The sequence below is a fragment of the Bordetella ansorpii genome, from assembly GCF_900078705.1.
Taxonomy (GTDB): Bacteria; Pseudomonadota; Gammaproteobacteria; order Burkholderiales; family Burkholderiaceae_B; genus Bordetella; species Bordetella ansorpii_A.
The window spans coordinates 338,456-359,685 of sequence record NZ_FKIF01000002.1 but is presented as its reverse complement, the minus strand read 5'-3'; the positions used below and the strand labels follow the sequence as shown (position 1 = coordinate 359,685).

Below are 21,230 nucleotides of genomic sequence, written 5' to 3'. Positions count from 1 at the left end.
ATGCAACTCGTACAAACCACACGCGATGCATTGCTGAAACCGCTGTCGACCGTGGCGGGTATCGTCGAAAGACGCCACACCCTGCCCATCCTGGCGAACATCCTGATGCGCAAAGAGGGCAACAAGGTGTCGTTCATCGCCACCGACCTCGAAGTGCAGATCACGACGCATGCGGATTTCGGCGTGGGTTCCGAGAACGAGTCCATCACGGTGGCCGCGCGCAAGTTGCTGGACATCCTGAAGGCGCTGCCCGCCTCCGACGACGTGCGCCTGTCGCTGGCCAACAGCAAGCTCACCGTGCAGACCGGCAAGAGCCGCTTCGCGCTGCAGACGCTGGCCGCCAGCGAGTTTCCCACCGTGGCCCAGCCCGAGCAGTGGAACGTCTCGCTGACCATGCCGCAACGCATGCTGCGCCACCTGTTCAACATGGTGCACTTCGCCATGGCCCAGCAGGACATCCGCTACTACCTGAACGGCATGCTGCTGGTGTTCGAACCGGGCCACGTGCGCGCCGTGGCCACCGACGGCCACCGCCTGGCGCACTGCGCCACCGCCGCCGACGGTATCGCCGAGCGCCATGAAGTCATCGTGCCGCGCAAGACGGTTCTCGAAATGCAGCGCCTGCTGGAAGACTCCGACGAGCCTGTCTCGCTGGACGTCGCGCCTGGCCAGATCCGTTTCCGCTTCGGCGGCGTCGAGCTGGTCTCCAAGCTGGTCGAGGGCAAGTTCCCCGACTTCACGCGCGTCATCCCGACCAACTACACGCGTCATTTCAGCGTGTCGCGCGAACTGCTGCAGGGCAGCCTGCAGCGCGCCGCCATCCTGACCACCGACAAGTTCAAGGGCGTGCGACTGCAGCTGGCGCAGAACCAGATGAAGATCTCCTCCTCCAACGCCGAGCAGGAAGAGGCACAGGAAGAGCTCGACATCGACTACGGCCACGAACCGCTCGACGTGGGTTTCAACGTCGGCTACCTGCTGGACGTGCTGGGCAACGTCAAGACGGAAAACATCCAGTGGTCCGTGATGCCCGACGCCAACGCGTCGGCGCTCATCACCCTGCCTGAAGACGACCAGTTCAAGTACGTCGTCATGCCCATGCGCATCTGATCGCGCATGCGCCCAGCGGCCGTCGGCGGGCGTGTTGCCCGCGGCGGCCTGCCCGGCCGTGAGGCCGCTTTTGCCGCCGGGCCGCATTCCGGCAATGCTCTTCGAGCACACCACGGGATGCGGCAGCGGGGCCCTTTTTGAAGGCTAAGAATTCCATATGTCTGAGCAACAGAACACTCCTGAAAACGGCGGCTACGGCGCCGATTCGATCAAGATGCTCAAGGGCCTGGAGGCGGTGCGCAAGCGCCCCGGCATGTACATCGGCGATACGTCCGATGGCACCGGCCTGCATCACATGGTGTTCGAGGTCGTCGACAACGCCATCGACGAAGCCCTGGCCGGATATTGCGACGACATCGTCGTCACCATCCATACCGACAACTCCATCTCGGTCACCGACAATGGCCGGGGCATTCCCACCGACGTCCACAAGGACGACGAGTTCGGCCGCAGCGCCGCCGAGATCGTGATGACCGAACTGCACGCCGGCGGCAAGTTCGACCAGAACTCGTACAAGGTGTCCGGCGGCCTGCACGGCGTGGGCGTGTCCTGCGTGAACGCCCTGTCCGAGTGGCTGCGCCTGACCATCCGCCGCAACGGCGAAGTGCACCAGATGGAGTTCCGCCGCGGCGAGCGCGTGGCGCCCCTGGGCGTCACGGGCAAGACCGACCTGCGCGGCACCGAAGTGCGCTTCCTGGCCGACGCGGTCATCTTCACCAACGTCGAATATCACTACGAGATCCTCTCCAAGCGCCTGCGCGAGCTCTCGTTCCTGAACAACGGCGTCAAGATCCGCCTGGTCGACCAGCGCCAGGGCAAGGAAGAGAACTTCGCGTTCTCGGGCGGCGTGAAGGGCTTCGTCGAGTACATCAACCGCAGCAAGACCGTGCTGCACCCCAATGTGTTCGCGGTCACCGCCGAATCCGCGGCGGGCGGCGTGCACGTGGGCGTCGAAGTCGCCATGCAGTGGAACGACAGCTACGGCGAAAGCGTGCTGTGCTTCACCAACAACATCCCGCAGCGCGACGGCGGTTCGCACCTGACCGGCCTGCGCGCGGCGATGACGCGCGTGCTGAACAAGTACATCACCGACAACGACCTGGCCAAGAAGGCCAAGGTCGAGACCTCCGGCGACGACATGCGCGAAGGCCTGGCCTGCGTGCTGTCCGTGAAGGTGCCCGAGCCCAAGTTCAGCAGCCAGACCAAGGACAAGCTGGTCTCCAGCGAAGTGCGTCCGGCCGTCGAGGACGCCGTGGCCCGCTCGCTGGAAACCTGGCTGCTCGAACATCCCAACGACGCCAAGGCCCTGTGCGCGAAGATCGTCGAGGCCGCCCGCGCCCGCGAAGCCGCGCGCAAGGCGCGCGAGATGACGCGCCGCAAGAGCGTGCTGGAAGGCGCCGGCCTGCCCGGCAAGCTGGCCGACTGCCAGGAGAAAGACCCCGCGCTGTGCGAGCTGTACATCGTCGAGGGGGACTCGGCAGGCGGCTCGGCCAAGCAAGGCCGCGACCGCAAGTTCCAGGCCATCCTGCCGCTGCGCGGCAAGGTGCTGAACGTCGAGAAGGCGCGCTTCGACCGCCTGATCGCCAGCGAACAGATCGCCACGCTGATCACCGCGCTGGGCACCAGCATCGGCCCCGATTTCAACATCGACAAGCTGCGCTACCACCGCCTGATCATCATGACCGACGCGGACGTCGACGGCGCGCACATCCGCACGCTGCTGCTGACGCTGCTGTACCGCCAGATGCCCGAACTGGTGTCGCGCGGCTACGTCTACATCGCCCAGCCGCCGCTGTACAAGGTCAAGGTCGGCCGCGACGAGCGTTATCTGAAGGATGACGTCGAAGAGGCGCAGTACATGCTGCAACTGGCGTTGAAGGATGCCGCGCTGCTGCCGGGTGACGGCGCGGATCCGATTTCAGGCGAGGCTCTGGCTGAACTGGCTCGCCAGTACGTGCTGGCCGATGCGGTGATCAGCCGCCTGTCGCGCGTGTTCGACGTGGCGGCGCTGTCGGCGCTGGCCGAGGGGGTCGAGATCAATCTGGACAACGCCGAGCGTACGCAGGAGTCGGCGCAGGCGCTGACGCGTGCGTTGGCGGGCAGCGAGTTCGGCGCAGGTGTCGAGATCGAGGCGCAGTTCGATGAAGCCACCGAGAAGCATCGTCTGGTCGTGAAGCGCATGCACCACGGCAACGTGCGTGTCAGCGTGATCGATGGCGATTTCGTCGGTGGGTCGGATTATGCGGTGCTGGCCAAGTCGGCCAAGACGTTCCTGGGGTTGATCCGTGGCGGCGCGGTCGTTGTGCGCGGCGAGGGTGAGAAGCGCAAGGAACAGCCGGTGTCGGATTTCCGCGAGGCCATGCAGTGGCTGCGCAGCGAGGCCGAGCGTGGGATCAGCAAGCAGCGGTATAAGGGTCTGGGCGAGATGAATCCCGAGCAGTTGTGGGAGACGACCATGGATCCGAAGGTGCGTCGTTTGCTGCGTGTGCAGATCGAGGATGCGATTGCGGCGGATGAGGTGTTCACTACGCTGATGGGGGATGATGTTGAGCCCCGGCGTGCGTTTATTGAAGCGCATGCTTTGTCGGCGGGGAATATCGACGCGTAGTTCTGATTTCAAGGATTACCGACAAGGGGCTGCATGTTGCAGCCTCTTTTTGGATCTTGGAATAATTCGGTTGGTGATCCGATTTCCTGGGATTTCCTCGGGGTTTGACAGCACCTCAAAAGCCCGCAACGTTTCTACCGCCTGTCGGCACAAATCCAGCGCGAACGGAAAGATCATTACGACATTCTGGATCGCACCCAAAAAGGCGAGCTGGATATCACTGAATGGCTGAGCTGGTTTCCGGCTACGCTGCATCGCCGTGCAGCACGCACATATTCAAGTCGACGAGGTACTGGCTCGAACGCAATTCTGGCGCCGCTGGGCGGGTGCGGCATTCAACGCGCGGCAACACAAAGTGCTGACACGGCTGCTGGACGGTTTTGAAGGAAAGCTGACCAGCAGTAAATGGGCGGCATTGACCAAATGCCCGCCCGATACCGCGTTGCGGGATTTGACCGAACGGGTGGCATTGGGAGTGTTGCGCCGCCCAGAGGCCGGCGGCCGCAGCACGTCATACGAATTGGCCGATCGATCGGCCCGTGTGGATTCAGGCGTTCATCAACGTTTCTGCTGCTTCACCCACGCCTCGTATCTGGCCTTGTTCTCTTCATTCGGCGGATACAACCCCGGCAGCGCATGCCCGTCGGCCACCTGCTGCATGATCCAGCCTTCCTGCCGCTCCTGCTCGACGGCAGCTTCAACGACATCATCCAGCAACGCCGACGGAATCAGCACCGCCCCATCGTTGTCCGCGACGATGACGTCATCCGGATAGACGGCCACGCCACCGCAGCCGATGGGCTCCTGCCATCCCACGAACGTCAGGCTGGCGACCGACGGCGGCGCCGCGGCACCCGCGCACCACACCGGCAGATCCGTATCCAGCACTCCATCCATATCCCGCACGGCGCCATCCGTAACCAGGCCCAGCACCTCGCGCTTGGCCATGCGCGCGCACAGGATATCCCCAAGGATGCCGGCATCGGTCAGGCCCATGGCATCGACCACGACGATGCAGCCCGGCGGAATATTCTCGATGGCGGAACGGGTGGAAATCAGGGAACTCCATGAGGCCGGCGTGGCCAGGTCTTCACGGGCAGGCACGAAACGCAGCGTGAAGGCGCGCCCCACGATGCGTGGCTGGCCGGGGCGGATCGGCTTGGCGCCGCGCATCCACACATTGCGCAGGCCCTTCTTGAGCAGCACGGTGGTCAAGGTGGCGGTGGTTACACCGGACAGCGCGCGCACGATGTCTTCATCCAGCTCAATGGGGGCCAGGCCCATGGAAATGCTCCTGATGCGTTGATGACGGAATACGGCTGCAAATTCTTTGGGAAAGACGCTATCACATTCGCGCTACGGCAAATATCACAACTCCAAACGCCAGCCGGAATTTGCAGTGTTTTGCAGATAAGCCAGGCAGGCCGGAATGCGGGGGCTTTCGACCGCGAAAGAGGATTGAAGTTTCCCGATCCGATATATATCGGGAAGAGCCCCGCATGTCATACGCCGATAGCCAACGACATACCGAGAATAAAACACGCCTGAAAAAGAAAAATGCCCGGACGGCATCGTCGTCCGGGCACTCGGTATCGGGCAGCGTGATTCGCCCGCCAGGCATCATCCCATCACTTCGCCGCCAATCCCAGCTTCTCGATCATCGCCTTGTCCTTCACGAAGGTCTCGCTGGCCCAGGCCTTGAAATCCGCGCCCGTGCTGTAGGCCGCCTCCTGGTTCAGCTGCCGCATGATCTCCACGCTTTCCGGATCCAGCAGCGCCTGCTTGAACGCGTCGTGCAGGATCTTCACCACCTTCGGGTCCATGCCCTTGGGCCCCGCCAATCCGTAAGGCGACGTCGACACCACGCCATAGCCCAGCTCCTTGGCCGTGGGCACATCCGGCCAGCGCTGGGTGCGCTTCTCGCCGAAGGTGACCAGCAGGCGCATCTGCCCGCCGTCCACGAACTTGTCCCAGCCCGCCGCATCGCTCTGCGCCATGATGTGCCCGCCCAGCAAGGCCTGCTGCAGTTCGGCGCTGCCCTTGAAGGGAATGTGCTCCAGCCGCACCTTGGCGTTGATGGCGACCTCTTCCATGAACAGGTGCGGCGACGAGCCCGTGCCGGTCGAGCCGTAGTTGACGCTGCCCGGCTTGTCGCGCGCGGCCTGGATGTACTGGTCGAAGGTCTTGAAGGGCGAATCGCTGCGCACCGTCAGGCCGAAGGTATAGCCCGACAGGCCCATGATGAAGGTGAAGTCGTCGATGGGATGCCACTTCACTTTCTGCATGTGCGGCATGCGCAGCAGGCCCAGGGGGTATTGCGAAATGGTGTAGCCATCGGGCTTGGCCGTCATCGCCATGCTGCTGGGGCCGAGCGTGCCGCCGGCCCCGGGGCGGTTCTCGACGATGACGGGTTGGCCCAGGTGCTTGCCGGCGATGTGCGCCAGGGCGCGCAGGTGCCGGTCGGTGGAGCCGCCCGCGGGCCAGGGCACGATCAGGGTGATGGGTTTGCTGGGGTAGGTGTCGGCAGCGTATGCGGCGGGCAAGGCGGCGCCTAGCGCCACGCCAGCCATCGCAAGCAGGCAGGCGCGCCGGGTGAACGGCTGGGTCATGATGGTTGTCTCCTTCGGTCTTATCGTTGGTTTGTGCTGTCGCTTCCTGGGCGATCGATATTGCTCTCTTGCCGCGACGCCGCCGTTGCACAGCGATGCGTCACAGCGATACTGCGCACTGCATGCGGCAATCGTGGCGATAGGGCGTCGGGCCGCCCTTCCTCCTTTCCTGCACGCGGGTAGGGCGCGCCTCGCCGTGCGCTTCCCATCCGTCCTGCCCTGCTCAAGCATCGCGAAACCGGATATCCAGCGGCAGGCGTTGCAGGCCCTGGCGCAGCGATTCGTACGATGCTGGATTGATAGCGCCCTGTGATGTCACGGATACGACCGAGGCCGATTCCGCCCATATCTTCAACGGCGGCACGCCGGTTTCTCCAGCGGCCAGCCACAGGCGTTGCGCTTCTGCCATCACCGCCGCTTCGGCCGCCAGCCTGCGCAGTTCCGGCTTGTAGATCTTGCCCACGTTGGTGGTCGGCAGGGTGGGCAGGATGGTGATGCGCTTGGGCCGCGCGGGCGCCTCTTCGACATGGCTCGCGGCGTAGGCCAGCAGTTCGGTCTCGCTGACCTCGACGCCCTCGGCCAGCACGGCATACGCCACGGGCAGCTCGCCCGCGTACGCGTCGGGAGCGCCCACCGCCGCGCACAGCCGCACGGCGGGGTGCCCGCCCAAGGCATCCTCGATGGCCTTGGGATCGATGTTGTGGCCGCTGCGGATGATCAGGTCCTTGGCGCGGCCCTTCAGGTGCAGGCGGCCTGCTTCGTCGACCAGGCCGATGTCGCCGGTGATGAGCCAGCCGTCCTCGGTGAAGGCATCGGCGGTGTCGGCGGCATCGAGATAGCCGGGAAAGACGTTGGGCGAGCGGAACAGCACCATGCCGACCTCGCCCACGGGCAGGTCGCGGCCGTTGCCGTCCAGGCTGTCCAGCGCGACGATGCGCATGCGGGCATAGGGCAGGGGGAAGCCGACGCAACCCACGGGACCGATGACGCCGGGCGGCGTGATGCTGGAGATGCCGGCCATCTCGGTCATGCCCAGGCTTTCGTGCACGTGCAGGCCGAACTGCCGTTCGAAGCGCGCGGCCAGCTCGGGCGGCAGCAGCGCGGCGCCGGTGCGGCAATAGCGCAGCGATGAAATGTCGGCGCCATCCAACGGTACTTCCGCCAGGGCCGCCAGCACGGTGGGCACGCCTTGCAGCGAGGTGGCGCGATGGTGCTCGACCAGGCGCCAGTAGTTGCGGATGATGTCGCGGTTGCGCATCAAGGCCGTGGTCGGGATGACGATCTCGGCGCCTGCCGACAGCGCGGCCAGCGAGGATGGCAGCACGCCCGCCACGTGAAAGAGCGGGTAGCCGTTGATGACGACGTCGCTCGGGCCTGCGCCTTGCAACTGCATGCCAGCCCATGCGGTGAAAACCTGGTTGGCGTGCGTGTGGATGGCGAGTTTGGGCGCGCCGGTGGTGCCACCGGTGTGGAAATAGGAGGCGATGTCAGTGGGTCGGGGAACACGGCCGCTGAGCAGATGATCGTGGGGCTGCGATGCCAACGCCGCCTCGAAGTCCAACATGCGAACCGTGTGGCGGGATGAGTCGGCCTCGGGGGACGGGGTTTCGCCGGTCAGGTTCGACTCATCGACCGGCCTGACCCGCAGCACCACCCGCAACGTCGGTACCACCTTCGCCAACCGCAACGCCTTCGACCAGATCCCCGATTCCCTGTCGCTGCCGTACGCGATCATCGCCACGGCGCCCGTCGCATTCAGCAGGGCCGCGAGCTTGTCTTCGTTCAGCATGGGATTGAGCGGCTGTACGATGCCCGCCGCCTCGCCTCCCCACAACGCCAGGTGATATTCCAGGCAACCCGGCAGCATGATCGCCACGCTGTCGCGCGCACCCACTCCCAACGCATGCAGGGCATTCGCGGTGCGATGGATGCCTTGCAGCAACTCGACATAGCTCAACGACGAAGACGCGGCGCCTGGCTCGGCAGTGTGCAGGAACGTCAGCGCCCGCTTGTGTCCAAAGGCCGCGGCGGCGTTGCGGAAGATCTCGTAGGTGCTGCTCGCGGTGACGGCTTGATCGAGCGGACGTTCCTCCAGGCGGCGCACGTCCGCCAGGCTGCGCACCGGCGGACCCGCGCGAAAGGCCCGCTGGGCGGCGGCGGCGTCATCGGGCCAGGCTGCGGCGTTCATGATGCGGACTCCTATCCCCGGCCCAGCGCGATGTATCGCGCCAGATGTTCGTCTTCGTCGCCCAGTTGATGATCGATCATCACCAGCCGCTTGGCGTAATGGGCCAGGGGCAATTCCCACGTCATGCCGATGCCGCCATGCAGCTGGATGGTTTCTTCCGCCACCAGCGCGCCCACGCGGCCGATCGTGTACTTGGCCGCGGCCAGCGCACGTTCGCGCGCCAGGCGATCTGTCTCATCATCCACGGCCGCCGCCGCATTGATGACGGCCGAGCGCGCCTGCTCGATCTCGATGACCAGTTCGGTCATGCGATGCTGCAAGGCCTGGAACTGGCCGATCACGGTGCCGAACTGGCGGCGCGTGCGCAGGTAGTCCAATGTGGTGTCGCGGATGACGTCCATGATGCCGACCGCCTCCGCGCACAGGGCCAGCACGCCACGCCCCAACGCCTGCTCGAGCAGCGCGGCGCCGGCGCCTGCTTGGCCCAGCACCGACGCCGCCGGCACGCGAACGCCGCGCAGCGTCAGGTCGGCCACCCTGCCGCCGTCGACGGAGCCGCAATCCCGCATCGTCAGTCCGGCGGCATCGCGCGGCACCAGGAACAACTGGATGCGGTCCTTGCCCGCGTCGGCATGGCTTGCCGAGATGATGAAATGCCCCGCCGTGTTGGCGCACGGCACCATGGCCTTGCCGCCGTCCAGCACCCATTCCCGGCCCTCGGCATGCGCGCGGGTCGCCACGTGGTCCGGCGCATAGCCGCCCGTCTCTTCATGCGCCAGCACGGCGATCTCTTCGCCCGCGATCATGCGGCCCAGCACGCCGAGGTGCGCATCGCCCGCCCCGGCCAACACGCTGCCCGCCATCAAGGTGCCGAGAAACGGCTCGGCCACCAGTCCCCTGCCCAGCGCTTCGAACACCACGGTGATGTCGAACGCCGTGCCGCCCAGTCCTCCGGCGGCCTCGCCAAACAAGGCCGCGATGGCGCCCTGTTCGGCGAATCGCTTCCACAACAGGGGATCGTGTCCCGCATCGGAGTATGCGATGCGCAGGCGCGCCGCCGCATCGTGCTGCTCGCCGATGAAGCGGCCCAGCATGTCCGCCAGCATGCGGCGGTCTTCGGTGTGCTGCAGGTCCATGTGTCCGCCTATAGTCCCAGGATCATTTTCGAGATGATGTTGCGCTGGATCTCGTTGGAGCCGCCGAAGATCGACAGCTTGCGCAGGTTGAAGTAGCGCGCGGCCGAGCCTTCGGTGCCCTCCGGTCCGAAGCCCAACGCATCGCCTGCCTCCAGCATGCGCGGATCGTGCGCGCGGCCATGCGGGCCGGCGGCGCGGCGCATCAGCGACGAGATCTCCTGGCGGATCTGCGTGCCGCGTATCTTCAGCATCGAGCTTTCGGCGCCCGGCGCGCCGTGTTCGGAGGCCGCGATCACGCGCAGGTTGGTGGTGCGCATGTTGTCCAGGTCGATCTCGACGCGGGCCAGGCGCGCGGCGTACAGCGGGTCTTCGGTCAGGGGGCGGCCGTTGCGCACGGCCTTCGAGGCGGCTTCTTTCAACTCGGCCAGCGCCGCATACGACAGGCCCACGCCCGCGATGTTGGTGCGCTCGTAGGTCAGCAGGTACTTGGCGCAGGTCCAGCCGCGGTTCTCTTCGCCCACCAGGTTTTCCACCGGCACGCGCACGTCCGAGAAGAAGACCTCGTTGACTTCGTGATCGCCATCCAGCGTGCGGATGGGGCGCAACTCGATGCCGGGCGTGGTCATGTCGATCAGCAGGAAGCTGATGCCTTCCTGCGGCCGGCCATCGCTTGCGGTGCGCACCAGGCAGAAGATCATGTTGGCGTGCTGGCCCAGCGTGGTCCAGGTCTTCTGGCCGTTGACGATGTATTCGTTGCCCTGGCGCACGGCGCGCGTCTGCAGCGAGGCCAGGTCCGAGCCCGCGCCGGGTTCGGAATAGCCCTGGCACCACCAGTCCGAACCATCCAGGATGCGCGGCAGCCAATGGCGTTTCTGGGCCTCGTTGCCGTACTTGATCAGCACGGGTCCCAGCATGCTGACGCCGAAGGGCACGATGCGCGGCGCGCCGGCCAGGGCGCACTCATGGTCGAACAGGTATTTCTGCGCGGCGCTCCAGCCGGTGCCGCCGTATTGCTCGGGCCAGTGGCTGGCCAGCCAGCCGCGTGCGTGCAGCTCGGCATGCCAGCCTTCCATCTCGGCCTTGCTCAGGTGCTTGCCGGCGCGCACTTTGGCGGCCAGCTCGGGTGTCAGGCGCTGGCGCAGGAAATCGCGCACGTCGTCGCGAAAGGCCAGTTCTTCAGGGCTGAAGTTCAGGTCCATGAATGCATTCCAGGGAAAAAGAAGGAGGCGTTGCGAAGGAGCCGGACGGCCGGATCACGCGGGGAGCGCAAAAGGGCGCGCAGGGCGAGCCGGGCGGGGGATGGGCCGTGCGCAACGGTGCGCCGGCCGTGCGGACGCGGGGTCGTCTGCAAGCACTTGTCTCCTGGTGGACCGGTTGCCGTGGCGCCGGTACTCGTCATGTCTGAACTGCTGTTCCCTGGCCGCGATCGATCCGAGACCGCCAGGCAAGCAGGCAAAGCAGATTCTTTGCCAGCAAGCCTTCCTTGACAATCCCCCATTCGATTGACAATCTGTACAGGAAATTTTGACACTGCACAGCCACGCTGCAGCACAGCAACGCCATGGACCTGAAGTCGCTGACCCTGCTGGTCGAGATTCTCGATGCCGGCAACCTGAGTGAAGCCGCCCGCCGGCTCAAGATGACGCGGGCCAACGTCAGCTATCACCTGAGCCAGCTGGAGCGCTCGGTCGGCATGCAGTTGGTGCGGCGCACCACGCGCCGTGTCGAGCCCACCGAGCTTGGCCTGACGCTGTATCGGCACGGCCGCAGCATCCAGGACGAGCTGTCGGCCGCGCGCGAATCGGTGCAGACGCTGGGCAATACGCTGCAGGGCCGCGTGCGCCTGAGCGTGCCCAGCGGCTACGGGCATTTCGTGATGGCGCCCTGGCTGATGGCGTTCAAGCGCCGCTATCCGGGCATCCGGCTGGACGTGCTGTTCAACAACAGCGTGGACGATCTGGTGCGCGACGAGGTGGACATCGCCGTGCGCATCATGTCCGAACCCCCGCCGATGCTGGTGGCGCGCGAGCTGGGCACGATCCGCTACTACGCCTGCGTGTCGCGCCAGTACGCCGCCACGCAGGCGCTACCCGCGCATCCGGACGACCTGCGCGAGGCGCCGATGCTCTACGCCGCCGTGATCGGCCGCCCGACGCGCCTGTCGGCCTATGATGCCGATGGCCGGCGCAACCAGGTCACGCTGGAGGCGCCCGCGCTCGGCTCGCGCGATTACCCTTTCCTGCGCCAGGGGGTGCTGGAGGGGTTGGGCATAGGCTTGCTGCCGGATTACGTGATCGACGACGACCTGGCTCGCGGGGATATCGTGCGGGTGCTGCGGGATTGGCACCTGAGCATCTACGGCCGCGGCATGTTCATGCTGTACATGCCGAACCGCCATCACCCGCGCGCCATCGCCACGATGATCGAGTATCTGCAGGAGTGCGCGCGCGATGTCCGGGGCATGGGCGTGGACGGCAAGCCCGGCGCATAGACCCGGCGTATAGTGCCGCTGAACCCGCAACAAGGAGATTTGCCCATGGATTCCACCTCGATCTGCGAGATGACCGCGCTGCAGATGCGTGCCGAGATCGCCGCGGGCCATCTGAGCGCGCGCGACGTCGTGCAGGCCCACCTGGCCCGCATCGAGCAGTGGAATCCCAAGGTCAACGCCATCGTCACGCTGGATGCCGAGGGCGCGCTGAAACAGGCCGCGCGGGCCGATGAGGCTCAGGCCGCGGGCAAGCCGCTGGGCCTCTTGCACGGCCTGCCCGTGGCGCACAAGGACAGCTTCCTGACCGCCGGCATGCGCACCACGTATGGGTCGCCGGTGTTCCGCGATTTCGTGCCCACGCGCGACAGCCTGCCGGTCGAGCGCCAGCGCGCCGCCGGCGCCATCACGCTGGGCAAGACCAACCTGCCGGAGTTCGGCGCGGGTTCGCACACGTTCAACACGGTGTTCGGCGCCACGCGCAATCCCTACGACCGCAACCGCACCTCGGGCGGCAGCAGCGGGGGCGCGGCCGCGGCGCTGGCCACCCGCATGCTGCCCCTGGCGGACGGCACGGACATGGGCGGTTCGCTGCGCAATCCCGCGGGCTTCTGCAACGTGGTGGGGCTGCGGCCGTCGCCCGGCCGGGTGCCCAACGTGCCGACGGCCGCGCCGTACAGCACGCTGACGGTGGCCGGCCCCATGGCGCGCACCGTGGGCGACGTGGCCCTGATGCTGGCCGCGCTGGCCGGTCCGGACGCGCGCGATCCGCTGGCCATCGAACAGGATCCGCGCCGCTTCCTCGAACCGCTGGAACGCGACTTCCGTGGCGTGCGCGTGGCGGTGACGATGGACTGGGATGGTCTGCCGGTCGAGCCCGCGGTGGTGCAGGCCTTGCAGGCGCAGATCGAGGTATTCAGGAAGCTCGGCTGCGTGGTGCAAGAGGCGTGCCCGGATTTCGGCGACGCGGACGGGGCCTTCCAGGCCCTGCGCGCGCAGCAGTTCGCCATCGGCCAGGGCGACACGGTGCGCCAGTACCACGACAAAGTGAAGCAGACGGTGATCTGGAACACCGAGCTGGGCTGGTCGCAGCCGGCCGAGCGCCTGGTGCATGCCGAACGCGAGCGCGCCGCCTTGTTCGAGCGCATGCACGCCTTCATGCAGGATTACGACTTCATCATCGGTCCGGTCAGCCAGGTGGCGCCGTTCCTGGTGGACGAAGAGTACCCGCTGGCCATCGACAACATGCCGATGCTGAACTACATCGACTGGATGCGCTCGGCGTACTACGTGTCGCTGACCGGCCATCCCGCGATCTCGGTGCCCGCCGGTTTCACGGCGTCGGGTTTGCCGGTGGGCCTGCAGATCGTGGGCCGCTACCGCGACGAATGGAGCGTGCTGCAGATGGCGCATGCCTTCGAGCAGGCCACGCAGTTCTGGAAGCAGGCGCCGACGCTTTGATCGCACCCGCTGCCGCGCGGGTTACAGCTGTTCGAAGCGCCCGTAGCGTTTCTCGCTGAAGTCGCGCTGGGTCTGCAGGTCGGTCACCACGGCCGCGGGCGGGCCGCGGCGCAGCCATTCCAGCATGTGGTCGACCTGGTCGGGCGAGCCCTGCACCAGGGCTTCGACCGTGCCGTCCTCCAGGTTCTGCACCCAGCCGGTCACGCCCAGCATGTGGGCGCGGCGCACGGTGGCGTGGCGATAGCCGACGCCCTGGACCTTGCCCCGGATGGAGACGAGTACGGTTTCGAGGGGGGGCTGTTGCATGAGTCTGTCCTTATCCTGCGAGCGGCGGAGGCATGGCCGCCCTGCGCCGATTATAGGGACCGGCCGATGATGCCGCCGGGGCCGGGCGTATACTGGGCCCCGCTTGCGCGCAGGGGCGCGGCATGCCGTCACCATCATTCGAATTCACGGCCATCACGATCCCAATAACATGAGCCAGAATCTCTCCAAGATCACCACCGTCGAAGACCTGCGGATCATCGCCAGGCGCCGCGTGCCGCGCATGTTCTACGACTACGCCGACTCCGGCGCCTGGACCGAAGGCACCTACCGCGCCAACGAGGCCGATTTCCAGAAGATCAAGCTGCGCCAGCGCGTGGCGGTCGACATGGACGGCCGTTCGCTGGCCACCACGATGGCCGGCCAGCACGTGGCCATGCCGGTGGCCCTGGCGCCCACCGGCCTGACCGGCATGCAGCATGCCGATGGCGAAATGCTGGCCGCCAAGGCGGCTTCCGATTTCGGCGTGCCGTTCACGCTGTCCACGATGAGCATCTGCTCGATCGAGGACGTGGCCAGGTTCACGCAGAAGCCGTTCTGGTTCCAGCTGTACGTGATGCGCGACCGCGAGTTCATCGAGAACCTGATCGATCGCGCCAAGGCAGCCAATTGTTCGGCGCTGGTGCTGACGCTCGATCTGCAGATCATGGGCCAGCGCCACAAGGACATCAAGAACGGCCTGTCCGCGCCGCCCAAGCCCACGCTGGCCAACCTCATCAACCTGGCCACCAAGCCGCGCTGGTGCATGAGCATGCTGGGCACGCCGCGCCGCACCTTCGGCAACATCGTGGGCCATGCCAAGAGCGTCACCGACCTGTCCTCGCTGTCGTCGTGGACGGCCGAGCAGTTCGACCCGCGCCTGAGCTGGGACGACGTGGAGTGGATCAAGAAGCGTTGGGGCGGCAAGCTCATTCTCAAGGGCATCCTGGATGCCGAGGATGCGCGCATGGCCGCGCAGACCGGCGCGGATGCGCTGATCGTCAGCAACCACGGCGGGCGCCAGCTGGACGGCGCGCTGTCGTCCATCAGCATGCTGCCTGCCATTGTCGAGGCGGCGGGCTCGAACATCGAGGTCTGGATGGACGGCGGCATCCGTTCGGGCCAGGACGTGCTGAAAGCCGTCGCGCTGGGCGCGCGCGGCACGATGATCGGCCGCGCGTTCCTGTATGGCCTTGGGGCCTATGGGCAGGACGGTGTCCGGCGCGTGTTGGAGATCCTGTACAAGGAAATGGACGTGACGATGGCGCTGTGCGGCCGCAAGAACCTGTCGCAGGTGGATCGCGGCATCCTGGTGCCGGGCACGTATCCGGAGTAGGCAGCGCATCGCGTTGCTTCATGCAAGAAGCGCGGACGGGCCGGCGGCCTGCCGCGCTTTTGCTTGTGGTGCGCGGGGTCAATTTGGGATGGCGGGCCCCGCTACATCGATATCCGGTCCGCGATGTACTGCCGCAGCCACGCATGCCCCGCGTCTTCCTGGTACCGCTCGTGCCAGTACAGCGACACGGCAATGTTCGGCAGTCCCAGCGGCACCTTCAACGTCACCGTCTTCGTCGCCGTGGACATGGTCCTGGCGATGCTTTCCGGCATGGTCGCGATCAGATCCGACTGTGCGATGACGAACGGGCACACCAGATAGCTCGACAGCGTGGCCACGATGTGGCGGCTGCGGTTCTGGCCCAGCAGCACGCGGTCCACCGCGTTGCTGAAGAAGCGCGTGTGCGCGGCCAGATCCAGGTGGCCGTACTTCAGGTAGGCATCCAGATTCCAGCGCTTGCGCAGGCACGGGTGCCCTTCCCGCACGACGCACACGGCGGGCTCGTCGTAAAGGAATCGCGTGCGCAGATCGGGCGACGGCTCGGGAAAGTACCCCGCGATCAGTTCCACATGGTTGGTGTCCAGCATGCTCAGGCCGTGCTGCGGGCGGGCCGGCACGATGCGTAGCTGGAAATGCGGCGCGTCGCGCGCCAGGTCGGGCAACAGGCGCGGCAGCAGCGTGAACTGCACGTAGTCGGTGGCGTACAGCGACAGCGAGCGCGACGAGTGCGCGGGATCGAAGGCGTCCAGTTCGCGCGTGGCGCGGCGCCATTCTTCCAGCAAGGGCCGGAAGCGCCGGTGCAGTTCGTTGGCCTGTTCGGTCGGTTGCCAGCCGCCGCCCTCGCGCACCAGCAATGGGTCGTTGAACAGGCGGCGCAGGCGATTCAGGGCGGCGCTCATCGCGGGCTGGCTGACGCCCAGCTGCTCGGCGGCGCGGGTCAGGCTGCGGCAGCTCATCAGCGCCTCGAAATGCAGCAGCAGGTTCAGGTCCGGGTGTTTCATCGCCCGCCTCCATAAATACTATTGATGTGACTATAAACAGGAAATGCTGCTGTCTCCTCTTGCCCGGGCCTAGTATGGCCAGGTTGTTGCAGTGAACACATGCCGGCGCTACGACCGGCGACCAAGAAGTTCTAACGACACAAGGGGTAGTACATGAATGCAGGACGTTTCGTCACGGCATGCCGGATGGCGGCGGCAGCGGTCGCGTTGACCGCGGCGGCGCCTTCCCTGGCCGCATGGCCGCAAGACAAGGTGGTGCGCATCGTCGTGCCGTTCGCCGCGGGCGGGTCGACCGACCTGATCGCGCGCAAGGTGGCCGAGGGCCTGGGCAAGAAGCTCAGCGCCAACGTCATCGTGGAGAACCGGCCGGGCGCGGGCGGCACGGTGGGCACCGAGTACGTGGCGCGCCAGCCGGCCGATGGCTACACCATCCTGATGGGCTCGGTCAGCACGCATGGCAGCGCGGCCTGTGTGTACTCGAAGCTGCCTTACGACCCGATCAAGGATTTCACGCCGCTGTCGGTGGTGGCCACCATTCCCAACGTGCTGGTGGTGAACAAGGCGGTGCCGGCCGACAACCTGCGGCAGTTCGTGGCGCTGCTCAAGAAGGATCCCGAGAAGTATTCGTTCGCCTCGAACGGCCAGGGCACGTCGAATCACCTGGCGGCGGAGCTGTTCAAGGCCACCGCTGGCGTCTCGATGGTGCATGTGCCCTACCGCGGCTCGGGTCCGGCGCTGATCGATCTGGTCGGCGGCCAGGTCGACATGATGATGGACGTGGTGATGACGTCGTATCCCTACGTGAAGGACGGCAAGATCAAGGCGCTGGCCGTCACGTCGGCGCAGCGTTCGAAGATGCTGCCCGACGTGCCGACGGTGGCCGAGTCCGGCTATCCCGGCTACGAGGCGATGGTGTGGTTCGGCATGCTGGCCCCGGCCAAGCTGCCGGAAGCGGTGCGCAAGCCGCTGACCGATGCGCTGGTGTCCGTGCTGCACGGCCCCGAGATGAAGCCTTACCTGCAGGCGCAGGGCGCCGAGGTGTCCGACGTGGCGGGGGCGGCCTTCACCGACATGATCAAGACCGAAGTGTCCAAGTGGTGCGACGTGGTCAAGAAGGCCGGCATCAAGCTGGACTAGGCCCGGCGTGCGCCGAATCCCCGCACGCGTGGCCGGACAGGGCCGCGCGGGCGGCCAAGACAACATAGGAAGACAGGCATGTATCGCATAGGCATAGACGTCGGGGGCACGTTCACCGACTTCACGATGATCGACGAGGGAACCGGGCAGGTGCACTTCCATAAAGTGCCGTCGACGCCGCATGATCCCTCCGAGGCCATCCAGAACGGCATCGCAGGCATGCTGGCCGACCACGAGGTCTCGCCCAGCCAGGTCTCGCACGTGGGCCATGGCACCACGGTGGCGACCAACCTGATCATCGAGCGCAAGGGCGCGCGCGTGGGTCTGCTGACCACGCGCGGTTTCCGCGACGTGCTGGAGATCGGCCGCCAGACGCGTCCGCATCTGTACGACTACAGCGTCGGCAAGCCGCCGGTGGCCGTGCCGCGCCAGTTCCGCATCGAGGTCGACGAGCGTGTCGATGCCTCGGGCGCGGTGCTGCGCGAGCTGGACGAGGCACAGGTGCGCGCCGCGGCCCGCGTCTTTGCCGAGGGCGGGATCGAAGCCGTGACGATCTGCTTCCTGCATTCCTATCGCAATCCCGCGCACGAACGGCGCGCCGCAGAGATCCTGGCCCGGGAACTGCCGGGCGTGTACGTCAGCATGTCCAGCGAGGTGCTGCCCGAGTTCCGCGAGTACGAGCGGCTGTCCACCACGGTGCTGAACGCCGCGGTGGGCCCGCGCATGGAGCGCTACCTGGAACGTTTCCTGGCGCGCACCCGTGAACTGGACATCGCGCACGAGCCGCACACCATCCATTCGAACGGCGGCCTGATGTCGATCGCCACGGTGCGCCGCTATCCGGTGCGCACCTGCCTGTCCGGCCCCGCGGCCGGCGTGGTGGGCGCGGCCGCGGTGGGCCGCGTGATCGGCAGTCCCAACCTGGTGACGTTCGACGTGGGCGGCACCAGCACGGACGTGTCGCTGGTGGTGGACGGCCAGCCGCTGTTCACCTCGCATCGCCACGTGGCCGGCTATCCGGTGAAGACGCCGATGGTCGACATCCACGTCATCGGCGCGGGCGGCGGCAGCATCGCCTGGATGGATGATGCCGGCGCGTTGAAGGTGGGTCCGCACAGCGCGGGCGCGGTGCCCGGTCCGGTGGGCTACGGCCGTGGCGGCGTCGAGCCGACCATCACCGACGCCGAGATCGCGCTGCAGCGGCTGAACCCCGTGTCGCTGCTGAAGGGCCGCATGGCGGTGCATGCGCAGGCCGCGCGCGACGTGATTCAAGAGAAGGTCGCCAGGCCGCTGGGCCTGTCGATGGAAGACGCGGCCGAAGGCATCCTGCGCATCGCCGCGGCCAACATGAGCCGCGCCATTCGCGCCGTGTCCACCGAGCGTGGCTACGCCCTGAGCGATTTCGCGCTGTACGCCTACGGCGGCGCCGGTCCGCTGCACGCGGTGGAAGTGGCCGAGGAATGCGGCATCCCTTGCGTGATCGTGCCGCAGGAGCCGGGCACCATGTGCGCGCGCGGCATCCTGCTGTCCGACATCTCGTTCGACTTCGTGCGCAGCGAGATCTCGCTGGCGTCCGAAGCCAGCTGGCCCAGGGTGCAGGCGGTGTTCGGCGAGTTGAACCAGCAGGCGCAGGCCTGGCTGGAGACCGAGCGCGTGGCGCCCGCCATGCGCCAGGTGCGCATGGCCATCGACGCGCGCTACGAAGGCCAGAACTTCGAGGTGCAGGTCGTGCTTGACAGCGCCGGGCAGGGCTGCGACGAGTTCATGCGCCGCTTCGGCGAGGCGCACGAGCGCGAGTACGGCTACACCGTGGACGGCCGTGGCGTGCAGATCATCAACTGCCGCCTGCAGGCGGTGGGCCAGGTGATCAAGGCTCCCTTGGCGCCGCGCCACGTGGATGGCAGCCTGGAGCGCGCCCGCATGGGCGAGCGCCGCGCTTACTTCGGCGCCGCCGCCGGCTGGCTGGCGTCGCCGGTGTACGACCGCGACCTGCTGCCCGCGGGCACGAAATTCACCGGTCCGGCGCTGGTGGAAGAAATGAGCTCGACCACGGTGATCGGCCCCGGCCAGCACGTCACCGTCGACGAATACGGCAATCTGATCATTCTGCTGCAAGGAGGCCGGCATGGCTGAGTCCACGTTGGAAGCCCCGGTCCTGGCGGACCCCATCGGCATGGAGGTGTTCTGCAACCGCCTGCTGTCGATCACCGAAGACATGAACAACACTCTGGTGCGAGCCTCGTTCTCGACCAACATCAAGGAACGCAAGGACTGCTCGGTGGCGCTGTTCGACGCCGCCGGCCGCCTGGTGGCGCAGGGCACGCAGATCCCGCTGCACCTGGGTTCGCTGGACGGCGCGATGCGCGCCATCCTGAAGACCTACAAGCCCGAAGACATCCGCGACGGCGACATCTACATCTGCAACGACCCGTACCTGGCCGACGGCAGCCACCTGCCCGACATCAACATCGTCACGCCGGTGTTCTGGGAAGGCACGCTGCGCTTCTTCGCGGCCAACATCGCGCACCACTCGGACGTGGGGGGGGCGGTGCCGGGCTCGATCGCCGGTGGCCTGAAGTCGATCTTCGAGGAAGGCATCCGCATCCCCGCCTGCCGCATCGGCCGCAATGGCGACGTGGACGAGGACATGCTGCGGCTCATCTGCTCGAACACCCGCGATCCGGAAGAACGCGTGCTGGATCTGCGCGTGCAGATGGCCACCAACCGCCGCGGCGCGGCCGCGGTGCGGGGACTGATCCGCCAGATGGGCCTGCCGGCCGTGCTGCGCTCGGTGGACGACGTGATCACCTACACGCGCCGCCGCCTGCAGAACCGCATCGCCGAACTGCGGGAAGGCAGCTATTCGTTCCGCAGCGATCTGGATGACGACGGCATGGGCGGCGACCCGGTGCCGATCCAGGTGACGCTGACCGTGTCCGCGGGCAGGCTGCACTTCGATTTCGAAGGGACGGGCAAGCAGGCGCGCGGCGCCATGAACCTGCCCTTCAACGCCCTGCGCGCTTGCGTGTACTACGCGGTGAAGGCGCTGCTGGACCCGGATCTGGCGCCCAACGCCGGCCTGTTCGATCCGATCTCGGTGTCGGCGCCGCTGGGCACCATCACCAACCCCGAGGCGCCCGCCGCCGTGGGCGCGCGTTCGATCACCGCGCAGAAAGTGGCCGGCACGATCTTCGGCGCCTTCCGCGGCCTGCTGCCGCCGCAGCGCATCATGGCCTCGGGCAACGACTGCTGCCCGGCCATCACGTTCTCGGGCCGCTGGCCCAGCCGCGCGGGCCAGTTCGTGTACCTGGAAACCCTGGGCGGCGGCGCCGGCGCCCGCTACGACGCGGACGGCATGGATGGCGTGCACGTGCACATGACCAACACGTCCAACCTGCCCGTCGAGGCGCTGGAGAACGAGTATCCGCTGCTGATGGACGAGTATGCGCTGATCGCCGATTCGGGCGGCCCGGGCCGTACGCGTGGCGGCCTGGCGATCGCCAAGCAGATCCGCGCGGTGGGCCCTGGCGTGGTGTTCTCGGCGCGTTCGGACAGCCACGTGGTGGGCGTGGCCAGCGGCGTGGCGGGCGGCGGAGATGGCCGGCGCGCGCGGCTGGTGCGCAACTTCGGCACGCCGCAGGAAGAAGTGCTGTTCTCCAAGACCGCCAACATCCCGTTGGGACCCGGCGAGAGCGTGCGCATCGAGACGCCTGGCGGCGGCGGCTACGGCAGCCCGGCCGAGCGGCCGCGCGACAGGCTGGAGCGCGACATGCTGGATGGCAAGGTCAGCGCGCGGCACGCGGCGGCCTACGCGAAGTAAGCCTGCCCGGCGGGCCCGCGCCTTGCGTTCCGG

The 21,230-nt window shown here is 66.8% G+C and carries 15 protein-coding genes and 1 pseudogene; 9 read left to right on the top strand and 7 right to left on the bottom strand.

The window, feature by feature from the left end; all coding sequences use genetic code 11:
- From dnaN to A6745_RS29220, 3 genes and pseudogenes are all read left to right on the top strand, one after another.
- Positions 1-1,110, top strand: a complete 1,110-nt coding sequence (dnaN, locus tag A6745_RS05300; protein ID WP_066125776.1) for a DNA polymerase III subunit beta — start codon at positions 1-3, stop codon at positions 1,108-1,110.
- A gap of 157 nt (positions 1,111-1,267) precedes the next feature.
- Positions 1,268-3,718: a DNA topoisomerase (ATP-hydrolyzing) subunit B gene (gyrB, locus tag A6745_RS05295; protein WP_066124511.1), complete on the top strand. Its 2,451-nt coding sequence runs from the start codon at positions 1,268-1,270 to the stop codon at positions 3,716-3,718.
- A 120-nt stretch (positions 3,719-3,838) separates the two neighbouring features.
- Positions 3,839-4,241, top strand: a pseudogene (locus A6745_RS29220) (hypothetical protein); the annotation flags it as partial.
- Between the two features lie 35 nt (positions 4,242-4,276).
- Here A6745_RS29220 and A6745_RS05290 read toward each other — a convergent pair.
- From A6745_RS05290 to A6745_RS05270, 5 genes are all read right to left on the bottom strand, one after another.
- The gene (locus A6745_RS05290) at positions 4,277-5,002 is read right to left on the bottom strand and encodes a ribonuclease activity regulator RraA (protein WP_066124509.1); all 726 of its coding nucleotides are present in this window, start codon (positions 5,000-5,002) and stop codon (positions 4,277-4,279) included.
- Between the two features lie 344 nt (positions 5,003-5,346).
- Positions 5,347-6,327 carry a tripartite tricarboxylate transporter substrate binding protein gene (locus A6745_RS05285; RefSeq protein ID WP_066124507.1) on the bottom strand — a complete coding sequence of 327 codons (981 nt, stop codon included), beginning with the start codon at positions 6,325-6,327 and terminating at the stop codon, positions 5,347-5,349.
- Between the two features lie 223 nt (positions 6,328-6,550).
- Positions 6,551-8,515 (bottom strand): acyl-CoA synthetase, encoded by a 1,965-nt coding sequence (locus A6745_RS05280; protein WP_082852898.1) that lies wholly within the window; start codon positions 8,513-8,515, stop codon positions 6,551-6,553.
- An 11-nt stretch (positions 8,516-8,526) separates the two neighbouring features.
- The gene (locus A6745_RS05275) at positions 8,527-9,651 is read right to left on the bottom strand and encodes an acyl-CoA dehydrogenase family protein (RefSeq protein WP_066124505.1); all 1,125 of its coding nucleotides are present in this window, start codon (positions 9,649-9,651) and stop codon (positions 8,527-8,529) included.
- 8 nt (positions 9,652-9,659) lie between these two features.
- Entirely contained in the window at positions 9,660-10,850 is a 1,191-nt protein-coding gene (locus tag A6745_RS05270) for an acyl-CoA dehydrogenase family protein (RefSeq protein ID WP_066124503.1), read from the bottom strand.
- Positions 10,851-11,212: 362 nt separating this feature from the next.
- On the opposite strand from A6745_RS05270, the gene A6745_RS05265 reads away from it, so the two are divergent.
- Entirely contained in the window at positions 11,213-12,142 is a 930-nt protein-coding gene (locus A6745_RS05265; protein WP_066124501.1) for a LysR family transcriptional regulator, read from the top strand.
- A gap of 45 nt (positions 12,143-12,187) precedes the next feature.
- A complete protein-coding gene (locus tag A6745_RS05260; protein WP_066124499.1) occupies positions 12,188-13,600 on the top strand; it encodes an amidase in 1,413 nt (470 codons plus the stop codon).
- A 21-nt stretch (positions 13,601-13,621) separates the two neighbouring features.
- Here the strand turns inward: A6745_RS05260 and A6745_RS05255 are convergent, their stop codons facing one another.
- Positions 13,622-13,906, bottom strand: a complete 285-nt coding sequence (locus A6745_RS05255) for an acylphosphatase (protein WP_066124497.1) — start codon at positions 13,904-13,906, stop codon at positions 13,622-13,624.
- A gap of 169 nt (positions 13,907-14,075) precedes the next feature.
- Here A6745_RS05255 and A6745_RS05250 point away from each other — a divergent pair, with 169 nt between their 5' ends.
- A complete protein-coding gene (locus A6745_RS05250; RefSeq protein ID WP_066124496.1) occupies positions 14,076-15,239 on the top strand; it encodes an alpha-hydroxy acid oxidase in 1,164 nt (387 codons plus the stop codon).
- 101 nt (positions 15,240-15,340) lie between these two features.
- Here the strand turns inward: A6745_RS05250 and A6745_RS05245 are convergent, their stop codons facing one another.
- Positions 15,341-16,240, bottom strand: a complete 900-nt coding sequence (locus tag A6745_RS05245) for a LysR family transcriptional regulator (protein ID WP_197488096.1) — start codon at positions 16,238-16,240, stop codon at positions 15,341-15,343.
- A 153-nt stretch (positions 16,241-16,393) separates the two neighbouring features.
- Between A6745_RS05245 and A6745_RS05240 the strand changes: the two genes are divergently transcribed.
- The 3 genes from A6745_RS05240 (at position 16,394) to A6745_RS05230 (ending at position 21,197) form a co-directional block, all read left to right on the top strand.
- A complete protein-coding gene (locus A6745_RS05240) occupies positions 16,394-17,377 on the top strand; it encodes a Bug family tripartite tricarboxylate transporter substrate binding protein (protein WP_066124495.1) in 984 nt (327 codons plus the stop codon).
- Between the two features lie 78 nt (positions 17,378-17,455).
- Positions 17,456-19,510, top strand: a complete 2,055-nt coding sequence (locus tag A6745_RS05235) for a hydantoinase/oxoprolinase family protein (protein ID WP_066124493.1) — start codon at positions 17,456-17,458, stop codon at positions 19,508-19,510.
- Positions 19,503-21,197 carry a hydantoinase B/oxoprolinase family protein gene (locus A6745_RS05230; RefSeq protein WP_066124491.1) on the top strand — a complete coding sequence of 565 codons (1,695 nt, stop codon included), beginning with the start codon at positions 19,503-19,505 and terminating at the stop codon, positions 21,195-21,197. The genes A6745_RS05235 and A6745_RS05230 overlap by 8 nt, the downstream gene beginning before the upstream one ends.
- The last annotated feature ends 33 nt before the right edge of the window (positions 21,198-21,230 follow it).

What these genes read in the sequence shown, in the direction of transcription:
- A6745_RS05255 (WP_066124497.1), bottom strand. Translation starts at nt 13,906, where the DNA reads ATGCAACAGCCCCCCCTCGAAACCGTACTCGTCTCCATCCGGGGCAAG.
- A6745_RS05245 (WP_197488096.1), bottom strand. Translation starts at nt 16,240, where the DNA reads ATGAAACACCCGGACCTGAACCTGCTGCTGCATTTCGAGGCGCTGATG.
- A6745_RS05230 (WP_066124491.1), top strand. Translation starts at nt 19,503, where the DNA reads ATGGCTGAGTCCACGTTGGAAGCCCCGGTCCTGGCGGACCCCATCGGC.
- dnaN (WP_066125776.1), top strand. Translation starts at nt 1, where the DNA reads ATGCAACTCGTACAAACCACACGCGATGCATTGCTGAAACCGCTGTCG.
- A6745_RS05270 (WP_066124503.1), bottom strand. Translation starts at nt 10,850, where the DNA reads ATGGACCTGAACTTCAGCCCTGAAGAACTGGCCTTTCGCGACGACGTG.
- A6745_RS05265 (WP_066124501.1), top strand. Translation starts at nt 11,213, where the DNA reads ATGGACCTGAAGTCGCTGACCCTGCTGGTCGAGATTCTCGATGCCGGC.
- A6745_RS05290 (WP_066124509.1), bottom strand. Translation starts at nt 5,002, where the DNA reads ATGGGCCTGGCCCCCATTGAGCTGGATGAAGACATCGTGCGCGCGCTG.
- A6745_RS05235 (WP_066124493.1), top strand. Translation starts at nt 17,456, where the DNA reads ATGTATCGCATAGGCATAGACGTCGGGGGCACGTTCACCGACTTCACG.
- A6745_RS05250 (WP_066124496.1), top strand. Translation starts at nt 14,076, where the DNA reads ATGAGCCAGAATCTCTCCAAGATCACCACCGTCGAAGACCTGCGGATC.
- A6745_RS05280 (WP_082852898.1), bottom strand. Translation starts at nt 8,515, where the DNA reads ATGAACGCCGCAGCCTGGCCCGATGACGCCGCCGCCGCCCAGCGGGCC.
- A6745_RS05275 (WP_066124505.1), bottom strand. Translation starts at nt 9,651, where the DNA reads ATGGACCTGCAGCACACCGAAGACCGCCGCATGCTGGCGGACATGCTG.
- A6745_RS05240 (WP_066124495.1), top strand. Translation starts at nt 16,394, where the DNA reads ATGAATGCAGGACGTTTCGTCACGGCATGCCGGATGGCGGCGGCAGCG.
- A6745_RS05260 (WP_066124499.1), top strand. Translation starts at nt 12,188, where the DNA reads ATGGATTCCACCTCGATCTGCGAGATGACCGCGCTGCAGATGCGTGCC.
- A6745_RS05285 (WP_066124507.1), bottom strand. Translation starts at nt 6,327, where the DNA reads ATGACCCAGCCGTTCACCCGGCGCGCCTGCCTGCTTGCGATGGCTGGC.
- gyrB (WP_066124511.1), top strand. Translation starts at nt 1,268, where the DNA reads ATGTCTGAGCAACAGAACACTCCTGAAAACGGCGGCTACGGCGCCGAT.